Below are 21,182 nucleotides of genomic sequence, written 5' to 3'. Positions count from 1 at the left end.
TGTCGGGGCGCGTAGTATGCGGATGTACCGGATCATTCGGTCGCGACGATGAGACCATGATCCCGTAGCATGCACCCTCGGAAGAATCTTTGCACGGCGTCGACGGAGACGGGTGTACGGGCATGGCTTCAGGAAAGCGGAGGTATACCGTCGGGGTCCTCTCCCCGGTGGTCGGTGGACACTACTTCGGTCGGATGCTCGCGGGGATCGCCCGCGCCGTCCGAGCGGACGGTCATCGCGTCATCGCGGTGCAGACGTATCCCGCCGATCTGGAACGGGAGCAGTTCCCCGAACGGCCCCCACAGGGCGTCCCTGTGGGGCTCGACATGGTGGACGGGCTGATCGTCATCACGTCGGCGGTGGACGGCGAGACGCTGGCGCGCCTCCAGGGGCGCGGTACGCCGCTCGTCCTGGTCAGCGAGCGCGCGGACGGGATCTCGGCGCCGGTGGTCACGCCGGACAACGCCGGCGGCACCCGGGCGGCGGTGGAGCACCTGCTGGGCCACGGCCACCGGCAGATCGGGTTCCTCGGCAGCCTGCGGCAGTCGGACATCCTCGAGCGCTACGAGGCGTACCGCCTCACGCTCCTGGAGCACGGCATCGAGCCGCAGCCGGAGTGGTTCTACGGCACAGCCGACAACCAGGAGGCGTCCGGCAGCGCCGCGGGCCGCGCGGCCCTCGCCGCCGGGCTCCCCACCACCGCCACGCTCGCGGCGACCGACCGCAACGCGGTGGGCTTCGTCCGGGCGCTCCAGGCCAAGGGCCTCCTGCTCCCCCGGGACCAGGCGCTCGTCGGGTTCGACCACTCCGACGGGGGTGCCCGCCTCCGGCCGCGGCTCGCCTCCGTGGACCCCCACCACGACCGGGTCGGCGAGCTCGCCGTGACCGTGCTGCTCGCCCAGATCCGGGGCGAGCGGGTCCCGGGGCAGCACCTCTCCCAGACCACCCTCGTCACCCGCGAGTCCTGCGGCTGCCTCGACGGGTGCGCGGGCGCCGTCGTCTCCGGCGTGCCGCACGAGCCCGGCCGGTCCGCGTGGCAGCGGCTCGGCGACGTGGCCGAGGCCGTCTTCGACGGGGCCGACGCCACGCTCGGCGTGGGCGCCCCGGCCCTCGACCACTGGCTGCGCGGTGTCCAGCGCATCTTCCGCGCCGCCGCCGGCCTGGGCCAGCGGCCCGGGCGCGAGGCGCTGTCCTCCCTCGCGGAGAGCACGCGCGCCCTGCGGCCCCACCCGGAGGCGCTCGAACAGCTCGTCCCGGCGCTCCGGGCGGTGGAGGACGAGTTCGCCGAACAGGTGCGACGACGCCGCGCCGAGCCCCCGGCCACCACCGGCAGCATCCCGGTGGTCCCCCCGCAGGGCGCACCGACGACGCCGCTCCGCCCAGCAGTGCCGTCCGCGCTCGTGGCCGGCGGCGGACCCGGAGCACGGGGCTCCGCCACCAACCGGCTCAAGGCCGCGGCGAAGGCCCCGACCCGCCCCGAGCGGCTGCGCGCCGTAGCCCGCTCCGGTACCGACGTGCTGGTGGCCGTCGGCGCCGGCTGTACGCAGGCGCTCCTGGCCCGGTCCGGCCAGCTCGAGCGCACCATCGTGGACCAGTACGAGCTCGACCTCGAGCTCCTGCACGCCGACGCGCGGTCGATCCGCTCGCTGCGCTGGCTCCCCCGCGGGCACCGCGGCCCCACCACGCTGGCCCTGTGGACGGACGTGGAGGACGGTGCCTCGACCGGGCCCCGGGACGGCGAGCCGCAGGACACCAGCAAGCGCCAGCTCGAGATCGTCGGCACCACCGCGACCTCCCCTCAGGCCCGGTCCCTGGTGGGCGCCCGCCTGCCCGTGGCAGCGTTCCCACCACCGGCGCTGGTCGCCGAAGGGCTCGGCGTCACCTTCCTCATCCCGGTCACGTTCGAGCAGAGCGACTGGGGCCTGTTCATGACCGGCGGCAGCGTGGACACCCACGCCACCAGCGCCCGCGACAAGTTCGACCACTGGGCCGCCCTCCTCGCCGTCGCCCTCGACCGCGAGGCCCGTCTCGCGTCCCTGCGGCGCCAGCAGGCCGCGCTCGCCGAGGCCGCCGAACGGGAGAAGGCCCTCGCCCTCGACCTGCGGGCCGGAGCCGAGCGCTACGCCCTCGTCGAGGACGTCGCCCTGGAGGGCACCTGGGACTGGAACATCGCCACGGGCGAGGTCTACTACTCGCGTACGTGGCGGGCCCTGCTCGGCCTGGCCGACGACGAGGTGGGCACCGGGATCGAGGAGTGGACCGGCCGCGTCCACCCCGACGACGTCCGCGAGCTCCAGGTCGCGGTGGCCGCCCAGCTCGCCGGCGCGACCGAGCCCCTCGACCTCGAGCACCGGATGTTCGCCGCCGACGGCCGCGAGATCTGGGTCCGCTGCCGGGCCACCACCGTGACCGACGACGCCGGGGTGCGCGCCCGCATGGTGGGCGTGCTCATGGACATGTCCGACGCCAAGGCCAGGGAACGGGCGCTGCGCGGCCGTGCGCTGGCCGACCCGGTGACCGGCCGGGTCCACCCGGAGCTCTTCGCCGACCGCCTCAGCCGGGCGGTCGAACGCGCCCGGCGTGAGCCCGGCTTCGACTGCACCGTCCTCGCCGTCGACCTCGACGTCGCGCCGTCCGACATGCTGCTCACGGCCGTGCGGGCCGGGCTCTCCGACGGGGACTCCCTGTCGGTGCGCGGCCGGGTGCTGTTCGTGCTCCTGGACGGGACCCAGCCCGAGGCGCGGGCGCGGCGCGAGCGGGGGGTGCGCGCCGTCGTCGGGCAGGAGGCGTGCTGCGCCTCCGTGAGCTCGTTGCGGCGGTACGCCGACGGCACGCTCGTGCTGCGGGAGCTGCGCACCGCGCTCGCCCGCGAGCGGGCGCAGAGCACGCGGGACCCGAGATGACCGCCCCGCCGCCGGGGCAGATCTGTCGTCCGCCCCGGGGGCGGGGCGGACGTCAGATCTGGCCCGACACGTCCAGGTACGCGACCCAGCCGCCCACACCGGCCATCACGAGGCCGAAGGCGGCGGCGGCCAGCCCGATCTTCTGGTTGGTGCTCAGACCCTGTGAGAAGCCCAGCCGCTTGGCCGCCGCGGTGACCAGCTTGCGACCCTCCTCCGAGGAGAAGGTGTAGTCCACGACCTTGCCGACGGTGGCGTCGTCGCGGATGCCGAGCTGGATCTCCCGGCGGTACGACACGACACGCCCGGACACCCGCTCCGCCTGCGCCGAAACGTGCGGCACGCCGGCGGTCCACTCGACCCGGCGCAGGTCGTCGGTCACCTTGTACCGGCCGGGAGCCGGCACCTCGACGTGATGGGTGTAGACCATGCTGAGCTTGTTCCGCGCGAAGAGCGTCCACCACTTCGCGTCGACGACGTCCAGGGTCACGTCGAACCCCTTGTCCGTCGGGGTCACCACGTACGGCGTGTCCTGCGTCGCCTCCAGAACTGCCTGGTAGAGCTCGTTCGCCGCAGCCGGCATCGCCATCTTCAGTGTCCCCTCGTCGTCGCGCCGACGGCCGCCGCCGGCGTAGGCCGGGCGACCCTCCGCCCGGCACAGGTCGCCCGCGTCAGGCGGGGACCGTCACCTCGCCCGCGGCCGCACGAGCCGCGATGTCCGTACGGTAGTGGGACCCGGGCAGGGTGACCAGGCCGACGCCCGCGTACGCGGCGCGGCGCGCGTCGGCCAGGTCGGTGCCGAGCGCGGTGACCGAGAGGACGCGGCCACCCGCGCTGAGCAGGTCGCCGTCGGCGGACAGCGCGGTGCCCGCGTGCAGCACGTGGACCCCGGGCAGTGCGCCTGCACCCTCGGTGCCCGTGATCACGTCGCCGCTCCGGACCGCGCCCGGGTAGCCGTGCGAGGCGACCACGACGGTGACCGCCGCATCGTCGCGCCAGCGGAGCGGCTCGAGCCCGGCCAGCTCGCCGCGGGCCGCGGCGAGCAGCACCGCAGAGAGCGGCGTCGTGAGCCGGGCCAGGACCGACTGGGTCTCAGGGTCGCCGAACCGGGCGTTGAACTCCACGACCCGCGTGCCCCGCGACGTGAGCGCCAGGCCCACGTAGAGCACGCCCACGAACGGCGTGCCGCGGCGGGCCATCTCGTCGACGGTGGGCTGCGCGATGCGGGTCACGACCTCCTCGACGAGCCCGGCCGGAGCCCACGGCAGCGGGCTGTACGCGCCCATGCCGCCGGTGTTGGGGCCCTCGTCGTCGTCGAACACGCGCTTGAAGTCCTGCGCCGGGGCGAGCGGCACCACCGTGGAGCCGTCGCACACGCAGAAGAGGGAGACCTCCGGGCCGTCCAGGTACTCCTCGACCACGACGACCGGGTCGCCGCCCGGGCGGGGGCTGGCGAAGCAGGCCTGCGCGTGCTCGAGCGCCGCCTGCCGGTCGGACGTCACGACGACGCCCTTGCCCGCCGCGAGGCCGTCGTCCTTGACCACATAGGGCGGGCCGAACGCGTCGATCGCCGCGGCGACCTGGTCCACGTCGGTGCAGACGTGAGCCATGGCGGTGGGAACTCCCGCGGCAGCCATGACCTCCTTGGCGAACGCCTTGGACCCCTCGAGCCGCGCGGCCTCGGCCGACGGGCCGAACACCGGCACGCCCGCCTCCCGCACGGCGTCCGCGACGCCCGCCACGAGAGGCGCCTCGGGCCCGATCACCACGAGCTCGGCACCGAGCTCCACGGCGAGCGCGGCCACCGCCGCGCCGTCCAGGGCGTCGACGGCGTGCAGCGTGGCCTCCGCGGCGATGCCTGGGTTCCCCGGGGCCGCGTGGAGCTCGTGCTCCTCGCGGCCCGCGGCGGTCTCCGCGGCCAGGGCGTGGACGATGGCATGCTCACGGGCACCGGAGCCGACGACGAGGATCTTCACGGCGACAGTCTCTCCCAGGAGGCTCAGCGGGGGTGGATCAGATCGTGGATCGGGATGATCTGGTCGCGGGCAGGGCCCACGCCGATCGCCGAGATCCGCGTGCCCGACATCTCCTCGAGGGCACGCACGTACCGCTGGGCGTTGACGGGCAGCTCCTCGAACGTGCGGGCGTGGGAGATGTCTTCCCACCAGCCGTCGAACTGCTCGTAGATCGGCTTGGCATGGTGGAACGCCGTCTGGTCCGTCGGCATCTCGTCGTGGCGCACGCCGTCCACGTCGTACGCCACGCAGACGGGGACCTTCTCCATGCCGGTGAGGATGTCGAGCTTGGTGAGCACCAGGTCCGTGAGGCCGTTGATGCGGGTGGCGTAGCGCGCGATCACCGCGTCGTACCAGCCGCAGCGGCGCGGGCGGCCCGTGGTGACGCCGTACTCTCCGCCGGCCTTGCGCAGGAACTCGCCCTTGTCGTCGAAGAGCTCCGTGGGGAACGGGCCCTCGCCCACGCGGGTCGTGTACGCCTTGATGACGCCGATCACCGAGTCCACCCGGGTGGGCCCGATGCCGGAGCCCGTGACCGCACCACCTGCGGTCGCGCTCGACGACGTGACGAACGGGTAGGTGCCGTGGTCGATGTCGAGCATCGTGGCCTGGCCCGCCTCGAACAGGACCGTGCGGTCGGCGTCCAGCGCCTTGTTCAGCTCGACGGACGTGTCGGCCACCATGGGGCGCACGCGGTCCGCGTACTTGAGGAGCTCGTCGACGGTCTCGTCCACGGTGATGGCGCGGCGGTTGTAGATCTTCACCAGGAGGTGGTTCTTCTGGTCGAGAGCGCCCTCGACCTTGGCGCGCAGGATCTTCTCGTCGAACAGGTCCCACATGCGGATGCCGACGCGGTTGATCTTGTCGGCGTACGCCGGGCCGATCCCGCGGCCGGTGGTGCCGATGCGCCGCTTCCCGAGGAAGCGCTCGGTCACCTTGTCCACGGTGCGGTGGTAGGGCGCGATGATGTGCGCGCTGCCCGACACGAGGAGGCGCGACGTGTCGACGCCGCGGGCGCTGATCGCGTCCAGCTCCTGGAACAGGACCTCGAGGTCGACGACGACGCCGTTGCCGATCACCGGGATCACGCCCGGCGACAGGATGCCCGACGGCAGCAGGTGCAGCGCGTACTTCTCGTCGCCGATCACGACGGTGTGGCCGGCGTTGTTGCCGCCGTTGAACTTGACCACGTAGTCGACCCGGGAGCCGAGCAGGTCCGTCGCCTTCCCCTTGCCCTCATCGCCCCACTGGGCACCGACGAGCACCACGCCTGGCATGGATTCCCACCTTCTCGGTTTGCTGAGCCGTTGTGGGAGGCGTCTGTCCGCCGTCCCGGGCCGACCCGAGTTTACCCGGGTGACATCTCGTGGGTGCCGCGCCTCGCTGAGGGCCGGTCAGGCGCGGAGCGCCGCCACCTCTTCGGCGGAGGTGCCCGAGTCGACGAGGAACTGGGTGCACCGCTCGTGCTCCCGCGTCTCGCCGACGAGCCGGGCCGCCTCGGCGAGCGCGAGCAGCGCCCGGAGGAAGCCCTGGTTGGGCACGTGGGACGCCGGCACGGGGCCGCGACCGCGCCAGCCGGCTCCACGGAGGGCGTCGAGGCCACGGTGGTAGCCGGTGCGGGCGTAGGCGTAGGCCTCGACGTAGGCGCCGACGCCGGTGCCGGCTGTGACGTTGCCCGCACTGTTGCCCGCTGCCAGGGCACGCTCCGCGAGGACCGCCCACGCGAGGGAGGCCGCCGGGAGGTCGGCGGCGACGACCGCAGGGTCCTCACCTGCCGCGAGACGGTCTCTGACCTGCGGGAACTCATCGGGCAACAGTGTGGGCGCCGGGGCCGCCCCAGATCCGGCCAGGAGGTTCTCGTGGGTGCTCATGCGGGCATTCTGACAGCCGGCGCCCCACCCGGCCGAGCGGGCCGGCAAACGCGACGGGCAACAGTCCCCCGGGTGCGAGGCAACGAATTCACCACTTCTCATCCAGAGCGGGCGATTTTTGCCGCTCGCCCGGTGCGAACGCGCAACAGTCGATACGCTCGCCTCATGATCGAGATCGCGACGTCTCCCACGACGACGACGCTCGTCATCGCCGGCGACCTCGATCTCGCCGAGCGCGACCAGTTCCCCGAGATCGCAGCGCGCGTCGTGGGCCTCCGCCGGCAGCTGCTCGTCATCGACATGTGCCGGGTCACCTTCATGGACTCCACCGGCGCGGCGTTCCTCATCTCGCTCGCCGACTCCGGCCGCAAGCGGGGCGGCGCCACGGTGCTGCGGGGAGCCGACGAGCGCGACCTCTTCGTGCTCGAGGTCTGCGGCGCGCTGGAGATGTTCCGGGTCGACTCGGACCACCGGTGCGAGCCGGCCACCCCCGCGTCGGGCTTCCACGTGGTCTCCGCCCGCGGGTCGGCGGACGACGACGAGGAGGACAGAAGAGGCGCTTCGACCGGCTAGTCGAAAAACGATTTACACCGTCGTGCGGACGCCCGTCGTCCCCACGGTGACGCGCGCCGTTCAGCGGGCGCGCTGAGGCTGCTGCCGCAGCTTGGCCCAGACGAGCTTGCCGGAGCCGGCCGGGCGCCAGCCCCACTCGGCCAGCCGCTCGACGATCTGCATGCCGAACCCGCCGAGCCGGTTCGGGTGACCGTCGGTGGACACGGGGGGCGCCGGGTTGGAGTCCTCGACCTCGATGCGCAGGCCGTCGCCGGTGTCGAAGAGCCGCAGCGAGATGTGTCCCCAGCCGTGCAGCACGCCGTTGGCCACCAGCTCCGACACCACGAGCTCGGCGGACGCCGACTCGGCGATGCCCCAGGCCTGGCAGGTACGCAGCACCGCGTGCCGGGCACGGCCGATCGACGACGGCTCGCTCGGCAGCAGCCACCGGCGCCACCGCGGAGACAGGGCAGGCTCCCGGGCGTCGCCCACGGGGTCCGGGATCCGGACCACGACGATCGCCACGTCGTCCTCGGGCGCGTCCGCAAGGCGCGACAGCAGCTCCTCGCCCACCCCGGCGGCGTCGCGCGCCGTGATGGCCGACGCCGTGTCGAGCAGGACCTCGAGCCCGAGCCGCAGCGACCGGTCCCGGCGCTCGATCAGCCCGTCCGTGTAGAACAGGAGGGTGTCTCCGGGCTGCAGCCCGTGCTCACCGGTCGAGCGCTCGCGCGAGCCGAAGCCGACGAGCGCGCCCCCGCCGTCGTCCAGCCGGATCACCTCGCCGTCGCGCAGCAGGAGGGGCGGCAGGTGCCCGGCGCGCGAGTACTGGATGGTCCAGCGGCCCTCCTCCTCCTCGCGGTGCAGGGCGGCGTAGACCATGCTCGCGGAGCGCGGGATGCCCATGCCGGCCACGAGCTGGTCCACCCGCTGCAGCACCTCGCCCGGCCGGGACAGCTCGAACGCGTAGGAGCGCACCACGGAACGCAGCTGGCCCATGGTGGCGGCCGCCTCGACGTCGTGCCCCACGACGTCGCCGATGACGATGCCCACGAGCTCCGGGGCGATCTGCAGCACGTCGTACCAGTCACCGCCCACCTGGGCGTGCTCGGCGTTCGGGGCGTAGTACGTCCAGACGTCGAGGCCGGCCACGTCCGCCTGCTCGGGCAGCATCGCCCGCTGGAGCGTCTCGGCGAGCCGGTGCTCGCGCGCGTACATGCGGGCGTTGTCGATCGCCGAGCCCGCCCGGCGGGCGACGACCTCCACGACCGAGCGCACCGCCTCGGGCTCGTCCGTGCCGTCGGCGAACATCAGGTCCTCGGCAGTGGGCTCGTGCGGCCAGACGACCAGCACGCCGAGCACCTGCCGGCGCCCGGCCACCCCGTGCACCACGACGGACCGGGGCAGCTCACCGGCCTCCTCCGCGACGCGGCGCGAGAGGTCGCGCTGGAGCCAGCCGGAGGCCGAGTAGGGAGCGTGCGCGATGTCGAGGTGCAGGGTCACCGGACCGTCGAGGACCCCGTCCAGCACGTCCTGCACCGAGTCGACCACCTCGAGGAGCGGGGCGGGCGAGCCGCCCACCACGTCGCCGAGCGCGTCGGTCACGACACGGCGCTGGCGGTCCGCCTGCTGCGCCGGGTCGTCCCCCGGGATGTAGCGGGCATGCCGGCGCCCGCGTCCGCTCGGCGGCGCGCTCACGTCGATGCCCTCGGCGTGCATGAGCCCGTCGTCGTTCACGTAGAAGCCGGCCCAGCGCACCATGGTGCCGAGCAGCTCCGCGATGTCACGCAGCGCGTACGGGTACTCGAGGTCGGTGAGGATCTCCGTGGTCTGCGCGATGAGGTCGAGGTCCTCGCGCTGCTGCCGCTCCAGCTCGAGCGAGGCGAGCTGCGTGGCGTGCTGCTCCATGTGGTCGGACACGTCGACGCTGAAGCCGATCCAGTGCGTCACCTTGTCGTCATGACCGGCGCGTGCCGGGGTGAGCGTCAGCTGCGCCCAGCCGAACCGGCCCCCGCGCAGCGGGCTGCGGATCGTCGCCGCGGCCTCCTGCCCGGACGCGACCAGCTCGGTGAGCCGGTCCAGGTCGTCGGGCTCGACGAGCATCTCGGCCAGCTTGCGCACGCTCTCGCCCGCCAGGTCGGCGAACCGGATGCCCGAGTAGTGCTCGAACGCGGCGTTGGCCCACAGCATGGGCATCGAGTCCTCGTAGGGGCCCGTGACGAAGACAGGGATCCCGAGCGTGGACGCGGCGCGGAGCAGGATGTCGCCGACCGAGGGCGGCGTGGCGCGCGGGATACCTGTTCCTGGGGTCCGCGAGGCGCCCCCGCCACCCAGATCCGGAGAAAGGTTCTGGACAGGCGGGGTGGAGGGCGTGAGACCGTTGATATCGGTCATACTTTCCTCCAACCCCTGTGTCTTCAGCGTGCCCTGTATCCCAGCAGGTCATTCAACCGTAGATTGGGACAGTCCGAGACACGAACGCGCACGCAATATCATCGGACCGCTCGACCTCGCCCAGGCGCTCTCGGAAGGAGAACCGTGCAGGACGGACCGAACGACGCACCACGCGGACCGCAGGTCGCGGCCCCGCAGGAGGTCGCGGCGCACCAGAGCTACCCGGAGATCGGCGATCCCGCCAGCGTGCACGTCATCGTGGGCCGCTCGCGCGCCCGCATCGTGCTGTCGGGAGAGATCGACGCCGACATCGGCGGAGACCTCCACGAGGCGACCGCCGCGGCGGAGGAGTCACGCCTCCCCGTGGAGATCGACGCCCACCACGTGACCTTCATGGACTCCTCGGGAGTCGCCTTCCTGGCGCGGCTCGCCAGCCGCAGCCCGCACCCGGTGCGTGTGCTGCGCGCACCGCCCACCGTCCGGTTCCTGCTCGAGGTCACCCGCATCGGTGACCTCCTCGAGATCGTGGACGAGGATCCTGGCTTCGACCTCGACGAGGACGGCCCGCGCCCGACGTCGGCCCCGACGTCGGCCCCGACGTCCGCCTTGGCGCCGGTGCCCGGCGACGACACGGCCTGAGGCCCCTGGTACGACACGAGGCGCCGAGACCGTCAGGTCTCGGCGCCTCGTGTCGTCAGGCTGTGGCCTGGTCAGGCCATCTTGTTGCCGGCCGAGCGCAGCTGCTGGCACGCCTCGACGATGCGCGACGCCATGCCGGCCTCGGCGAGCTTGCCCCAGGCGCGCGGGTCGTAGGCCTTCTTGTTGCCGACCTCGCCGTCGATCTTCAGCACGCCGTCGTAGTTGGTGAACATGTGGCTCACGACGGGACGCGTGAACGCGTACTGCGTGTCCGTGTCGATGTTCATCTTGATGACGCCGTTGTCGACGGCCTCGCCGATCTCCTCCGCCGTGGAGCCCGAGCCACCGTGGAACACGAGGTCGAACGGGTTCTCCTTGCCGATCTGGTCGCCCACGATCTTCTGGATCTCGGCGAGGATCGACGGGCGGAGCTTGACCGCACCCGGCTTGTACACGCCGTGCACGTTGCCGAAGGTGAGGGCGGTCAGGTAGCGGCCCTTCTCGCCCGCGCCCAGAGCCTTGATCGTGGCCAGGCCGTCCTCGGGCGTGGTGTACAGCTTGTCGTTGATCTCGGCCGTGTGGCCGTCCTCCTCACCACCGACGACGCCCACCTCGATCTCGAGGATGGTGCGCGCGGCCTGCGAGAGCTCGAGGAGCTCGGCGGCGATCACGAGGTTCTCGTCCAGCGGGATGTCGGAGCCGTCGAACATGTGCGACTGGAACGTCGGGTTCTTGCCGGCCTTGACCTGCTCGGCCTCGAGGGCGAGCAGCGGGCGCACCCAGGAGTCCAGGTTGGACTTGGTGCAGTGGTCCGTGTGGATCGCGATGTTCACGCCGTAGCCCTTGGCGACCTCGGTCGCGTAGGCGGCGAGGGCGAGGGAGCCCGCGACACGGTCCTTGACCGTGGAGCCCGACGCGTACTCGGCGCCGCCCACGGAGACCTGGATGATGCCGTCCGACTCCGCCTCTGCGAAGCCCTGGAGGGCGGCGGTGACCGTCTGCGACGAGGTGATGTTCACCGCCGGGTAGGCGAACTTGCCGGCCTTCGCCCGGTCGATCATCTCGGCGTAGACCTCAGGGGTTGCGATGGGCATCTGCGGAACTCCAAATGAAAGGTGACGGTGGGCGGCCGTTCTCTCGAGGTCCGGGTCCGCCCGGGTATGCACCTCGATCTTGCCACGTCCTTGAGGCGCTCGTTGCGACGGATCGAGGCGCGGACGGGTGGTTCCGGAGGGTTATGCGTGCTGCGTCGCCCACGTGTGCATCGCGATCGCCGCGGCCGCGCCCGCGTTGATCGAGCGGGTCGACCCGTGCTGCGTGATGTGCAGCACGACGTCGCACGCCGCCTGGGCCTGCGGCGTGAGCCCCGTCGACTCCTGACCGAAGAGCAGGACGCACCGCTCCGGGAGCCGGTACCCCTCGATCGGCACGGAGCCGGGCACGTTGTCGATGCCGACCACGGGCAGCCGCCCGCCGTCCGGGCAGGCCGGGCTGACCGGCCCGGCCGTCGCCGCCCACGCCGCGAGGTCGGCGGCAGTGGCGTGGTGGTGCACGTGCAGGTAGCGGTCGGTCACCATCGCGCCCCGCCGGTTCCAGCGGCGGCGGCCCACCACGTGCACGCCGGCGACGTTGAACGCGTTGGCCGTGCGCACCACCGACCCGATGTTCAGGTCGTGGGCCCAGTTCTCGATCGCCACGTGCACCGGGTGCCGGCGGGTGTCCAGGTCGGCCACGATCGCCTCGACGGTCCAGTACCGGAAGTGGTCGGCGACGTTGCGCCGGTCGCCGTGCTCGAGGAGCTCCGGGTCGTACCGCGGGTCGTCCGGCCAGGGGCCTTCCCAGGGTCCGACGCCGACCTGCACGTCCTGATCACCGATCTGCTCGTCCACCTGCTCATCCTCGCCCGTGCGCGCCGCTAGGCTGACCCCGTGCCGATCCTCGACGCCGTCGCGCTACTGCCCGCCCTTGCCGGCCCCGTGCCGATGCTAGGACCGGATTGGATGGACCCCCAGCTCCTCATCGACCGGTTCGGCGACCTGGCGCTGATCGGGATCGCCGTCGTCATCTTCGTCGAGACGGGCCTCCTCTTCCCGATCCTGCCGGGTGACTCGCTGCTCTTCACCGCGGGTGCGCTCGTGACGCAGGGCACCCTCGACATCAACATCTGGGTGCTGTGCGCCATGCTGTTCGCCGCCGCGTTCCTCGGCGACCAGACGGGCTACCTGATCGGGCGCACGGTCGGCCCCAAGATCTTCGACAAGCCCGACTCGCGCTTCTTCAAGCGGGCCTACATCGACCAGACCAACGCCTACTTCGACAAGTACGGCGGCCGGACGATCATCGTGGCGCGCTTCGTGCCGATCGTGCGCACCTACGCCCCGGTCGCCGCCGGCGTGGGCCAGATGGGCTACAAGCACTTCGTCACCTACAACGCCGTGGGTGCGCTGCTCTGGGCCGTGGGCGTGACGCTGCTGGGCTACGCGCTCGGCAACATCCCGTTCGTCAAGGAGAACATCGAGGCGCTCCTCCTCCTCATCGTCGTCGCGTCCGTCATCCCGATGGCGATCGAGATCTGGCGCGCACGCCGGGAGGCCAAGGCCAACCCGGCGCCCGAGGTGGCCGACGGCGAGCCGCAGGTCGTCACAGGGCCGCCGCGCCACAGCCGCTGACTGGGCGCTGACCTGGCGGGCCGCTGACCGGCGAGCCGCCGGTCGGGCGAGCCGTACGGAGGGTGAGACGACCGCGCCGGGCGAGCGCCCGGCGTCGGACACTAGGCTGAGGCGCAGGGCGACCGCACTGCCCTGCCGCAGCGAGAGAGGCGTCACCGTGCCCGAGCGTGTCATCGAGTCCTGGCTCACCGACATGGACGGCGTCCTGGTCCACGAGGGCACAGCCCTCCCGGGTGCGCCGGAGTTCGTCAAGGCGCTGCGCGAGAAGGACCGGCCGTTCCTGATCCTCACGAACAACTCGATCTTCACCGCGCGCGACCTGCGCGCCCGGCTCGCGACGAGCGGGATCGACGTGCCGGAGGAGTCGATCTGGACGTCGGCGCTCGCCACCGCGCAGTTCCTCAAGGACCAGATCCCCGGCGGCAGCGCCTACGCCATCGGCGAGGCCGGACTCACCACGGCGCTGTACGAGGCGGGCTACACGCTGACGGAGTCGGACCCCGACTACGTGGTGTTGGGCGAGACCCGTACCTACTCCTTCGAGGCGATCACCAAGGCGATCCGCCTGATCCTGGGCGGCTCCCGCTTCATCTGCACCAACCCGGACACCACGGGCCCGTCGCAGGAGGGTCCGCTGCCGGCCACCGGCTCCGTGGCGGCGATGATCACGGCGGCCACGGGCCGCAAGCCGTACTTCGTGGGCAAGCCGAACCCGATGATGTTCCGGTCGGCGCTCAACCGCATCGATGCGCACTCCGAGGTCACCGCCATGATCGGCGACCGGATGGACACCGACGTGGTGGCGGGCATCGAGGCCGGGCTGCAGACGTTCCTCGTGCTGACCGGCTCCACCAAGGCGGGCGACGTCGAGAAGTACCCGTTCCGTCCGAGCCACGTGGTGGACTCGATCGCGGACCTCGTTGGTCTGGTCTGAGCCCGGAGCGGAGTGCCGGCCTCGGACCAGCACGTGGATGGTCTAGTCCTCGTCAGATCGTCGGGATGCCGAAGCCCGGGATGCTGCCGCCGCTCTCGAACCGCGGTGCGCCCTTCTCGAGCGGCAGCACGATGCGCGCCACGTCGGCGACCCGCTGGGTGCGCTCGGCGAGAGACGTGGGGTCGGTGCGGCCGTACTTCCACAGCAGCACCGACGGACCCTCGACGCGGAGCCGGGCGCCGTGGAAGTCGGGCAGCATCACCAGGCTCGTGAGACGGGCGTCGAGGGCGCGACGGGCGAACACCTCGTCCGACGCGCGGACGCGCCACTGACCGTCGAACGCGGGGTTGTCGATCTGGACGTCCTGCCCGCCGAAGATCTTGGAGATCTTGTCCCGGAACCCCTCGGGCGACAGCTCGAGCACGGGCTGCCCGGGGATCGCGTCGATCGCGACCACGTGCACCTGCCCGATCCGGCCGACGCGCCGCGCCTCGCCGGAGCGCGAGGCGGGTCGCCAGGAGTACGTGAACGACACCATCGGGTAGCCGTCGACGGCGCCGCGGAGCACGTCGCTGACGGCGCCGCCGATCCCGCGGGCGAACGGGTCGCCCGTCCACCGGCCCACGAGGGCCGGGTCGGTGGCGGAGTACTCCCACCCGTTGTCCTCGGCCCAGCGCTCGATGTCCTGGCCGCGGCGGCTGCCGCGCAGCCGCCCGGCGAGGTACCCGCCGCCCAGGATGAGCAGCAAGACCAGGACGAAGAAGACAAAAGGCTCCATGCCAGTAAAGGTACAGTCACGTCAACCCAAAGTCTGCACCCGTTTGTGATATGACATGGGTGATGTGTGTGGCGGCTGCGGACACGCCGTCACGACCACTAGCCGTCGAGACCCAGGTCGTCCAGGCCGAACAGGAAGTGGTACGGGACGCCGAGCGCCTCGATCTTCTCCTGCGCGCCGGTGGCGCGGTCGACGATGGTCGCCACCCCGACCACCTCGCCGCCCGCGGCCCGGACCGCCTCGACGGCGGTGATGGGCGAGCCGCCCGTCGTGGACGTGTCCTCGACCACGACGACCCGCCGGCCCGCGACGTCGGGCCCCTCGATCTGGCGCTGCATGCCGTGCGCCTTGGCTGCCTTGCGGACGACGAACGCGTCGAGGTCCTGGCCCCGCGAGGCGGCCGCGTGCAGCAGCGCCGTCGCGATCGGGTCCGCCCCGAGCGTCAGGCCGCCGACGGCGTCGACCTCGGCGGTGCCGAGGCCCACCTCCTCGAGGTGGTCCAGCAGGACGTGCCCCACGAGCGGCGCCGCCCGGTGGTGCAGCGTGATGCGGCGCAGGTCGATGTAGTAGTCGGCCTCCAGGCCGGAGGACAGGGTCACCCTGCCGCGCACCACGGCGAGCTCCTTGATGAGCTCCAGGAGCTGCTCGCGCGGGGTCGGGGAGAAGTCGGAAGTCACGGCCTCCAGGGTACGCGGCGGTCTGCCACAGTTCTCCTGTGACCATCATGGACAACGCCGTGTACGTGGACGGACGGCGGACCGCCAACCCGGTCAGCCTGGAGGAGACCTGCGAGACGGCCCGCGAGCGCGGGGGCCTCGCCTGGGTGGACCTGTACTGGCCCGAGCCGGGCGAGATCCATGCCGTGGCCCAGGAGTTCTCGCTGCACCGCCTCGCGGTGGAGGACGCCGTCAACGCGCACCAGCGCTCGAAGCTCGAGCAGTACGACGACGTGCTCTTCGTGGTGCTCCACCCCGCCCGGCTGGTCCGCGAGGGGCCCGGCCCCGCGGTCGCCGAGTTCGGCGAGGTGCACGCGTTCGTGGGCCCGGACTTCGTCGTCACGATCCGGCGGGCGCAGACGCCGGACCTCACGGCGATGCGTACCCAGCTGGAGGGGGACCCGGAGCTGCTCCGGCACGGCCCGGCGGCCATCCTCACGACCCTGCTGGACCAGGTGGTCAACACGTACCGCGCCGTCATCGCCGACCTGCGGTCGGACATCGACGAGATCGAGGACAAGCTCTTCTCGCGCGACCCGGAAGTGTCGCTCCGCATCTACGAGACGTCGCGCGAGGTGCTGGCGCTGCAGCGCGCGACCCACCCCGTCGTCGAGATCCTGAGCATGCTGCACGACGCCGCCGACGGCGACGACCCGCGGCACGACGCCCGGTACCTGGAGCTCCAGCGGAACCTCCGCAACGTGCTGGACCACGCACTGCGCCACAAGGACGCGGCAGACACCTTCCGCTCGCTCCTGACCAACGCGCTGAACGTGCACTCCACGCTGGTCACGCAGGAGCAGAACGAGGAGATGCGCCGCATGTCGGAGCAGGGTCTCCAGCAGGACGAGCAGGTCAAGAAGATCTCGGCCTGGGCGGCGATCCTGTTCGCGCCCACGATGGTCGGCACCATCTACGGCATGAACTTCACGCACATGCCGGAGCTCGACTGGGCGTTCGGCTACCCGCTCGCCCTCGGCGCCATGGTGGCCGCGGGCGGCGTGTTCTGGGCGATCTTCAAGCGCGTGGGCTGGCTCTGACGACGGTCTCCTCGATGGCCGCCGCCCGCCGGGCGGCCGATGCGCGCCGCGCCGCGAACGCCCGCCGGGCGGCCAGCATCCGGCCCGCCCCGGCCAGCACCGCGTCCCGGACCGGCTGCGACGGCCCGGCGAGCGCGAGGCGCATCATGAGCTCCGAGCCCTGCTGCAGCCGCTGGGTGCGGCGCCGGCGCTCACGGTCGTAGGCGGCGAGCGCCTCGTCCACCGGAAGCTCGCCGAGGAACCGGCCCAGCATCACAGCGTCGACGAGCGACTCGCACGCGCCCCGGCCGAGGTTGGGCGCCATGGCGTGGGCGGCGTCTCCGACGAGCACCGTGCGGTCACGGACCAGGCTCCGCAGCGGCGGGGTGGTCCAGACGCGCTGCGCCAGGGTGGTGGAGGGGTCTGCCGCCGCGAGCACGCGGACGACGGCGGGTGCGGTGCTCGCCCGGTGCCGGGCGCGCGCCAGCTCGAGGGCCTGGGCGACGTCGACCCGCCGAGGGCCGAGCTCGCTGCGGAAGGCGGTGTACCAGTTGGTCCCCTCCCGGTGCGGCCCGGCCCCGAAGAGGGTGCCTCGCCCCCAGTGCTCGCCGTGCTGGTCCGCCGGCAGGCGGTCGGGGACGACACCGCGGACCGCGAGGTAGGGCGTGAGCCGCGCGGCGGCCCGCGTGGGGTCGACGGCGGCCCGGACGACGCTGTGCACGCCGTCGGCGCCGACCACGAGGGTGCCTGGCGCGACGTCGGGCACCGCGTCGACCCGGCCGACGACGCGGCGCACATCGTCGGGTACCACGGCGTCGAGAGCCTCCAGCAGGTCGCGGCGCCCGACGAGGAGGTTGCCGGGCACCGGGGTCTCCATCCACAGGGCGCCCGTGGCGGACCGAAGCGGGAACTGGTCGCTGCGCGGGTTGTCACGGAGGGCGTCGAGCGCGCCGACGGCGTCCAGCGCCGCCTGCGCCTCCGGCCACATGGCGAGGCTGGTGGTGACGGCCGCGTGCTCGGCGCGCTGCTCGTGGAGCGTGACGTCGAAACGCTCGGGGTCGAGGGCGGCGGCGAGGGCCAGGCCGGCGATACCGCCGCCGACGATCGTGACGGGCTGCATGCAGCGACGGTACTACGTCTGTAGTGAGATGTCACTACAGGAGTAGTGGTTACGATAGGCCCATGCCCGACCGCCGCCCCGACCTCGCAGACGCCGGCATCGTGGTGGTCGCCGAGGAAGGCCTGAGGGCGCTCACCCACCGTGCCGTCGACCGCGCTGCCGGGGTGCCGCTCGGGACCGCTTCCAACTACTGGCGCACGCGGGCCGCGCTGGTCGACGCCCTCCTGGAGCGGATCGAGCAGCGCGACCTGGAGGCCTGGGGCAACGCCTCGCTCGGCGAGACGCCACGGACCACCGGAGAGCTGGCCCGGCTGATCGCGGGCACCGTGCTCGCCCAGGCGGGGCCCCTCCGCACCCTGACCCGGGCGCGCTTCGTGCTCGCGCTCGAGCGGCCGGACGCCGTCGCGGCCGGGCACGCCCGGTTCGTCACGCTGGGCGAGACCCTGCTCCGCGGCCTCGGGCACGACGGCGACGTCGCGGCGCTCGCCCGCCGCGGCGCCGACTACTGCGACGGGGTGCTGCTGCACGCCCTCACGGCGCGGCAGCACGAACCCCTGGACGGGGGCAAGATCGCCGCCGCCCTCGAGGCGCTCCTGGCCTGACGGCCGATCCCTCGGCCGCTCAGCGGACCTTGCCGAGGGTGCGGACCGCCCAGCGGGGCAGCACGCGGAGCGCCGCCGAAGCCGCCTTGTAGCGGACGGACGGCGTGGAGATGACGACGCCGCGACGCACGTCGGTGAGGGCAGCCGCCACGACGTCGGTGGCGTTGAGCCAGCCCCACGACGGGATGGACGACTCCGGGATCCCCGCGCGGGCGTGGAACTCCGTGTGCACGAACCCCGGGCACAGCACCGTCGCGGTGACCCCCGTACCGCGCAGCTCGACCGCGAGCCCTTCCGTGAAGGACCGCACGTAGGCCTTCGCCGCGGCGTAGGTTCCGCCCGCGGTGAGCGCCGCGACCGACGCGACGTTGAGGATCGCGCCGCGGCCCCGCTGGGTCATCTGCCCCAGCGCCGCGTGGGACAGCTCGACCACCGCACGGACCATGACGTCCACGCCGCGCAGCTCGGTGCTGAGACGTCCCTCGACGAAGGAGGCGCTCGTGGCGAAGCCCGCGTTGTTGACCAGCAGGCCCACGGGGCGCAGCCCGTTGTCCTGAGGCCGGCCGCCGACGACGGCGAGGCGACGGGCGACACGGGCGACGTCGTCGGGCACCGACAGGTCGGCCCGGAGGACCTCCACGTCGACGCCCGCGGCCGCCCGGAGCTGCTGGGCGACCTCCTCGAGGCGTTCCTCGTCGCGCGCGACGAGGACCAGGTGGTGCCGGGCCGTGGCCAGCTGCCACGCGAACTCGAGACCGAGCCCGGCCGTGGCGCCGGTGATGAGTGCAGTGCCCATGAGGGCAGCCTAGATCCTGCCCCACGCGGGACGTCACCCCCCGCACCGGCACCACGCCCGGTCGGATCGCGGTCAGTCGCGGTGCGGCGGGGCGGTCAGCAGGTCCGCCTCGCGCCGGGCGGGCCCGTCGGCGGTCTCGTAGGCCAGCCCCTCCCGGGCCCAGTACTCGAAGCCGCCGATCATCTCCTTCACCCGGTAGCCGAGCCGCACCAGCTCCAGCGCCGCCCGCGTGGCCCCGTTGCACCCGGGCCCCCAGCAGTACACGACCACGGGGACGGCGGGATCCAGCAGCCCTGCCGCGCGGAGGCGGATCTTGCCTGTGGGCAGGTGCACCGCTCCGGGGACGTGGCCCGCGTCCCACGCCTCCTGGGAGCGCGAGTCCACCACGGTCAGGGCGTCGCCGCGGACGAGGGCGGCGTGCACGTCGGAGGGGTCCGTCTCCACGGCCAGGCGGCGGGAGAAGTGCTCGAGGGCGGCGTGGTCGATGGTCGTCTCGGTCGTCATAGGAATGATCGTCGCCGGGCGGCCCTGCCTGCGGGAGTGGCTGGAATGCCCCGGATCGATAACATCCCGCCATGGTCCCGAACCCGCCGGCCTCGCGCCCCCACCGGGTCGCGGCCCTCGTCACGGACGGGATGGCCCCGTTCGAGCTGGCGTCCGTCGTGGAGGTGTTCGGGCTGCCCCGACCCGAGATCACCGGCCCCTGGTACACGCTCGACGTGTGCACCGTGCGCCCGGGTGAGCCCCTCCGCATGGTCGGCGGGTTCTCGCTCACCGCCGACCGCGGCCTCGACGCGCTCGCCACCGCGGACACGGTGGTGGTGCCGGCGGTGCCCGACCCGGCGTCCGGCGCCCTCCCCGAGGTGGTCGAGTCCGTGCGCGCAGCGCACGCCCGGGGGGCCCGGATCGTGTCGATCTGCTCGGGCGCGTTCGCGCTCGCGGCGGCCGGTCTGCTCGACGGGCGCGAGGCCACGACCCACTGGCGTTATGCCGCCCTCCTCGCCGAGCGCTACCCGGAGGTGGTAGTGCGCCCGGACGTGCTGTACGTCGACCACGGCGACGTGCTGACCAGCGCGGGCAGCGCCGCCGGGATCGACCTGTGCCTGCACCTGGTCCGCCTCGACCACGGCCCGGCGGTGGCCAACACGGTCGCCCGGCGCCTCGTCGTGCCACCCCACCGCGAGGGTGGCCAGGCACAGTTCGTCGAGGCGCCCGTGGTCGACCCCGGGGCCCCCGACGGCGTCGGCGAGGCGATCCGGTGGGCCCTCGACCACCTGACCGAGCCGCTCACCGTCAGCGACCTGGCGCGGCGGGCCCACATGGCGCCACGCACCTTCGTGCGTCACTTCGCCCGCCGCACCGGCACCTCGCCCATGCGGTGGGTGATCACCCAGCGGGTGGCGGCGAGCCTGCCCCTGCTGGAGGCGGGCGAACCGGTCTCGTGGGTGGCCGGCCGCGTGGGCTTCGACAGCCCCGTGACGTTCCGGCACCACTTCGTCCGCACGATGCGCACGAGCCCCGCGGCCTACCGGCGGACCTTTCGCGTCTGACGGCTCAGCCGGCCGTCGCGGCCTGCTCGCGCACGAAGCGCACGATGCGCCGGGACCGGAACGTCAAGGCAAAGCCGATCGCCGTGACGTGTCCCACGATGCGCATGGTCTCGTTGACGGCTCCCTCGAGCGCCGTGTCCTCGTCGTCGACCACCCCGTCCCGCGCCGACCTCAACGCCAGCACGCGGGAGCGCTGCGCGGGGCTGAGGGACGCCAGGAGGCCCGGCACCGTCTGGAGCGACTCGTGGAACACGCCGAAGTGGTCGAGCACCGGGTCGGCGATGTCCTCCGGGTCCTGAAACTTCCCCGCGATGATGACCACCGCCGGGAGGTGGGGCCGGCGCACGAACTCCGCGAGCACCGCACCGGCGCCGGCCGACGCGCCCACGAGCGCCACCCGCTCACCGCGCGCCTCGAACTGGTCGACGAACCGGTCGAGCGCGTCGAGCCGGTGCTCGAACGACACGTCGGCGGACCAGCGCACCCGGAACATCGCCGTGCGGACGCCGAGCGGGCGCCAGGCCCGCACCGCCTCGCGCTGAAGATGCACGAGCCATCCCATCCGGTCACCCAGACCCGGCACGAAGACGACGCGGAGCGGGGGCTGGGCGGCGGGCACGAGGGAAACCT

At 72.8% G+C, this 21,182-nt stretch carries 21 protein-coding genes; 8 read left to right on the top strand and 13 right to left on the bottom strand.

Annotated features, from left to right (window positions below; all coding sequences use genetic code 11):
• Window positions 1-122 precede the first annotated feature (122 nt).
• Window positions 123-2,903: a substrate-binding domain-containing protein gene (locus AC060K_RS01555; protein WP_483763682.1), complete on the top strand. Its 2,781-nt coding sequence runs from the start codon at window positions 123-125 to the stop codon at window positions 2,901-2,903.
• 52 nt (window positions 2,904-2,955) lie between these two features.
• On the opposite strand, the gene AC060K_RS01550 is transcribed toward AC060K_RS01555, so the two are convergent.
• The 4 genes from AC060K_RS01550 to AC060K_RS01535 form a co-directional block, all read right to left on the bottom strand.
• Window positions 2,956-3,489 carry a hypothetical protein gene (locus tag AC060K_RS01550; RefSeq protein ID WP_483763681.1) on the bottom strand — a complete coding sequence of 178 codons (534 nt, stop codon included), beginning with the start codon at window positions 3,487-3,489 and terminating at the stop codon, window positions 2,956-2,958.
• 82 nt (window positions 3,490-3,571) lie between these two features.
• Window positions 3,572-4,876, bottom strand: coding sequence for a phosphoribosylamine--glycine ligase (gene purD / locus AC060K_RS01545; RefSeq protein ID WP_483763680.1), 1,305 nt, complete (start codon window positions 4,874-4,876; stop codon window positions 3,572-3,574).
• A gap of 23 nt (window positions 4,877-4,899) precedes the next feature.
• A complete protein-coding gene (locus AC060K_RS01540) occupies window positions 4,900-6,192 on the bottom strand; it encodes an adenylosuccinate synthase (protein ID WP_483763679.1) in 1,293 nt (430 codons plus the stop codon).
• Between the two features lie 117 nt (window positions 6,193-6,309).
• A complete protein-coding gene (locus AC060K_RS01535) occupies window positions 6,310-6,786 on the bottom strand; it encodes a DUF3151 domain-containing protein (RefSeq protein ID WP_483763678.1) in 477 nt (158 codons plus the stop codon).
• A 165-nt stretch (window positions 6,787-6,951) separates the two neighbouring features.
• Between AC060K_RS01535 and AC060K_RS01530 the strand changes: the two genes are divergently transcribed.
• The gene (locus tag AC060K_RS01530; RefSeq protein ID WP_483763677.1) at window positions 6,952-7,359 is read left to right on the top strand and encodes an STAS domain-containing protein; all 408 of its coding nucleotides are present in this window, start codon (window positions 6,952-6,954) and stop codon (window positions 7,357-7,359) included.
• 60 nt (window positions 7,360-7,419) lie between these two features.
• Here AC060K_RS01530 and AC060K_RS01525 read toward each other — a convergent pair whose 3' ends face one another.
• Complete coding sequence (locus AC060K_RS01525; RefSeq protein ID WP_483763676.1) at window positions 7,420-9,729, bottom strand: ATP-binding SpoIIE family protein phosphatase; 2,310 nt, start codon at window positions 9,727-9,729, stop codon at window positions 7,420-7,422.
• Window positions 9,730-9,873: 144 nt separating this feature from the next.
• Here AC060K_RS01525 and AC060K_RS01520 point away from each other — a divergent pair, with 144 nt between their 5' ends.
• Window positions 9,874-10,368: an STAS domain-containing protein gene (locus tag AC060K_RS01520; RefSeq protein WP_483763675.1), complete on the top strand. Its 495-nt coding sequence runs from the start codon at window positions 9,874-9,876 to the stop codon at window positions 10,366-10,368.
• A gap of 71 nt (window positions 10,369-10,439) precedes the next feature.
• Here AC060K_RS01520 and fbaA read toward each other — a convergent pair whose 3' ends face one another.
• Window positions 10,440-11,462, bottom strand: coding sequence for a class II fructose-bisphosphate aldolase (gene fbaA, locus AC060K_RS01515; protein ID WP_483763674.1), 1,023 nt, complete (start codon window positions 11,460-11,462; stop codon window positions 10,440-10,442).
• A gap of 141 nt (window positions 11,463-11,603) precedes the next feature.
• Entirely contained in the window at window positions 11,604-12,257 is a 654-nt protein-coding gene (locus AC060K_RS01510) for a TrmH family RNA methyltransferase (protein WP_483763673.1), read from the bottom strand.
• Window positions 12,258-12,350: 93 nt separating this feature from the next.
• On the opposite strand from AC060K_RS01510, the gene AC060K_RS01505 reads away from it, so the two are divergent.
• Together AC060K_RS01505 and AC060K_RS01500 are read left to right on the top strand one after the other, a co-directional pair.
• Window positions 12,351-13,037, top strand: coding sequence for a VTT domain-containing protein (locus tag AC060K_RS01505; RefSeq protein WP_483763727.1), 687 nt, complete (start codon window positions 12,351-12,353; stop codon window positions 13,035-13,037).
• A gap of 193 nt (window positions 13,038-13,230) precedes the next feature.
• Window positions 13,231-13,971 carry an HAD-IIA family hydrolase gene (locus AC060K_RS01500; protein ID WP_483763726.1) on the top strand — a complete coding sequence of 247 codons (741 nt, stop codon included), beginning with the start codon at window positions 13,231-13,233 and terminating at the stop codon, window positions 13,969-13,971.
• Between the two features lie 52 nt (window positions 13,972-14,023).
• On the opposite strand, the gene AC060K_RS01495 is transcribed toward AC060K_RS01500, so the two are convergent.
• A complete protein-coding gene (locus AC060K_RS01495) occupies window positions 14,024-14,749 on the bottom strand; it encodes a type III secretion system chaperone family protein (RefSeq protein WP_483763672.1) in 726 nt (241 codons plus the stop codon).
• Between the two features lie 98 nt (window positions 14,750-14,847).
• Window positions 14,848-15,426, bottom strand: coding sequence for an orotate phosphoribosyltransferase (gene pyrE, locus AC060K_RS01490; protein WP_483763671.1), 579 nt, complete (start codon window positions 15,424-15,426; stop codon window positions 14,848-14,850).
• Window positions 15,427-15,464: 38 nt separating this feature from the next.
• Between pyrE and AC060K_RS01485 the strand changes: the two genes are divergently transcribed.
• Window positions 15,465-16,505 carry a magnesium and cobalt transport protein CorA gene (locus AC060K_RS01485; protein ID WP_483763670.1) on the top strand — a complete coding sequence of 347 codons (1,041 nt, stop codon included), beginning with the start codon at window positions 15,465-15,467 and terminating at the stop codon, window positions 16,503-16,505.
• Here AC060K_RS01485 and AC060K_RS01480 read toward each other — a convergent pair.
• Window positions 16,483-17,604, bottom strand: a complete 1,122-nt coding sequence (locus AC060K_RS01480) for an FAD-dependent monooxygenase (RefSeq protein ID WP_483763669.1) — start codon at window positions 17,602-17,604, stop codon at window positions 16,483-16,485. The genes AC060K_RS01485 and AC060K_RS01480 overlap by 23 nt on opposite strands.
• Before the next feature lie 62 nt (window positions 17,605-17,666).
• Between AC060K_RS01480 and AC060K_RS01475 the strand changes: the two genes are divergently transcribed.
• Window positions 17,667-18,206 carry a TetR/AcrR family transcriptional regulator gene (locus AC060K_RS01475; protein WP_483763668.1) on the top strand — a complete coding sequence of 180 codons (540 nt, stop codon included), beginning with the start codon at window positions 17,667-17,669 and terminating at the stop codon, window positions 18,204-18,206.
• A gap of 19 nt (window positions 18,207-18,225) precedes the next feature.
• Here the strand turns inward: AC060K_RS01475 and AC060K_RS01470 are convergent, their stop codons facing one another.
• Together AC060K_RS01470 and AC060K_RS01465 are read right to left on the bottom strand one after the other, a co-directional pair.
• Window positions 18,226-19,002: an SDR family NAD(P)-dependent oxidoreductase gene (locus AC060K_RS01470; RefSeq protein ID WP_483763667.1), complete on the bottom strand. Its 777-nt coding sequence runs from the start codon at window positions 19,000-19,002 to the stop codon at window positions 18,226-18,228.
• A 72-nt stretch (window positions 19,003-19,074) separates the two neighbouring features.
• A complete protein-coding gene (locus AC060K_RS01465) occupies window positions 19,075-19,506 on the bottom strand; it encodes a rhodanese-like domain-containing protein (protein WP_483763666.1) in 432 nt (143 codons plus the stop codon).
• 71 nt (window positions 19,507-19,577) lie between these two features.
• Here AC060K_RS01465 and AC060K_RS01460 point away from each other — a divergent pair, with 71 nt between their 5' ends.
• On the top strand, window positions 19,578-20,552 hold the full coding sequence (locus AC060K_RS01460) for a helix-turn-helix domain-containing protein (protein WP_483763665.1): 975 nt from the start codon (window positions 19,578-19,580) through the stop codon (window positions 20,550-20,552).
• Between the two features lie 4 nt (window positions 20,553-20,556).
• Here AC060K_RS01460 and AC060K_RS01455 read toward each other — a convergent pair whose 3' ends face one another.
• Window positions 20,557-21,171, bottom strand: a complete 615-nt coding sequence (locus AC060K_RS01455; protein WP_483763664.1) for an alpha/beta fold hydrolase — start codon at window positions 21,169-21,171, stop codon at window positions 20,557-20,559.
• Between the last annotated feature and the right edge of the window lie 11 nt (window positions 21,172-21,182).

Source organism: Antribacter sp. NEAU-D49 (assembly GCF_057158775.1).
Note: the sequence above shows the minus strand (reverse complement) of the source record. Positions and strands in the feature narration are given on the sequence as shown.

Excerpts from the sequence above, each read along its gene's own strand:
- AC060K_RS01555 (WP_483763682.1), top strand. The coding sequence starts at position 123 with ATGGCTTCAGGAAAGCGGAGGTATACCGTCGGGGTCCTCTCCCCGGTG.
- AC060K_RS01550 (WP_483763681.1), bottom strand. The coding sequence starts at position 3,489 with ATGGCGATGCCGGCTGCGGCGAACGAGCTCTACCAGGCAGTTCTGGAG.
- AC060K_RS01540 (WP_483763679.1), bottom strand. The coding sequence starts at position 6,192 with ATGCCAGGCGTGGTGCTCGTCGGTGCCCAGTGGGGCGATGAGGGCAAG.
- AC060K_RS01535 (WP_483763678.1), bottom strand. The coding sequence starts at position 6,786 with ATGAGCACCCACGAGAACCTCCTGGCCGGATCTGGGGCGGCCCCGGCG.
- AC060K_RS01530 (WP_483763677.1), top strand. The coding sequence starts at position 6,952 with ATGATCGAGATCGCGACGTCTCCCACGACGACGACGCTCGTCATCGCC.
- AC060K_RS01525 (WP_483763676.1), bottom strand. The coding sequence starts at position 9,729 with ATGACCGATATCAACGGTCTCACGCCCTCCACCCCGCCTGTCCAGAAC.
- fbaA (WP_483763674.1), bottom strand. The coding sequence starts at position 11,462 with ATGCCCATCGCAACCCCTGAGGTCTACGCCGAGATGATCGACCGGGCG.
- AC060K_RS01505 (WP_483763727.1), top strand. The coding sequence starts at position 12,351 with ATGCTAGGACCGGATTGGATGGACCCCCAGCTCCTCATCGACCGGTTC.
- AC060K_RS01500 (WP_483763726.1), top strand. The coding sequence starts at position 13,231 with ATGGACGGCGTCCTGGTCCACGAGGGCACAGCCCTCCCGGGTGCGCCG.
- AC060K_RS01495 (WP_483763672.1), bottom strand. The coding sequence starts at position 14,749 with ATGGAGCCTTTTGTCTTCTTCGTCCTGGTCTTGCTGCTCATCCTGGGC.
- AC060K_RS01480 (WP_483763669.1), bottom strand. The coding sequence starts at position 17,604 with ATGCAGCCCGTCACGATCGTCGGCGGCGGTATCGCCGGCCTGGCCCTC.
- AC060K_RS01475 (WP_483763668.1), top strand. The coding sequence starts at position 17,667 with ATGCCCGACCGCCGCCCCGACCTCGCAGACGCCGGCATCGTGGTGGTC.
- AC060K_RS01470 (WP_483763667.1), bottom strand. The coding sequence starts at position 19,002 with ATGGGCACTGCACTCATCACCGGCGCCACGGCCGGGCTCGGTCTCGAG.
- AC060K_RS01465 (WP_483763666.1), bottom strand. The coding sequence starts at position 19,506 with ATGACGACCGAGACGACCATCGACCACGCCGCCCTCGAGCACTTCTCC.
- AC060K_RS01460 (WP_483763665.1), top strand. The coding sequence starts at position 19,578 with ATGGTCCCGAACCCGCCGGCCTCGCGCCCCCACCGGGTCGCGGCCCTC.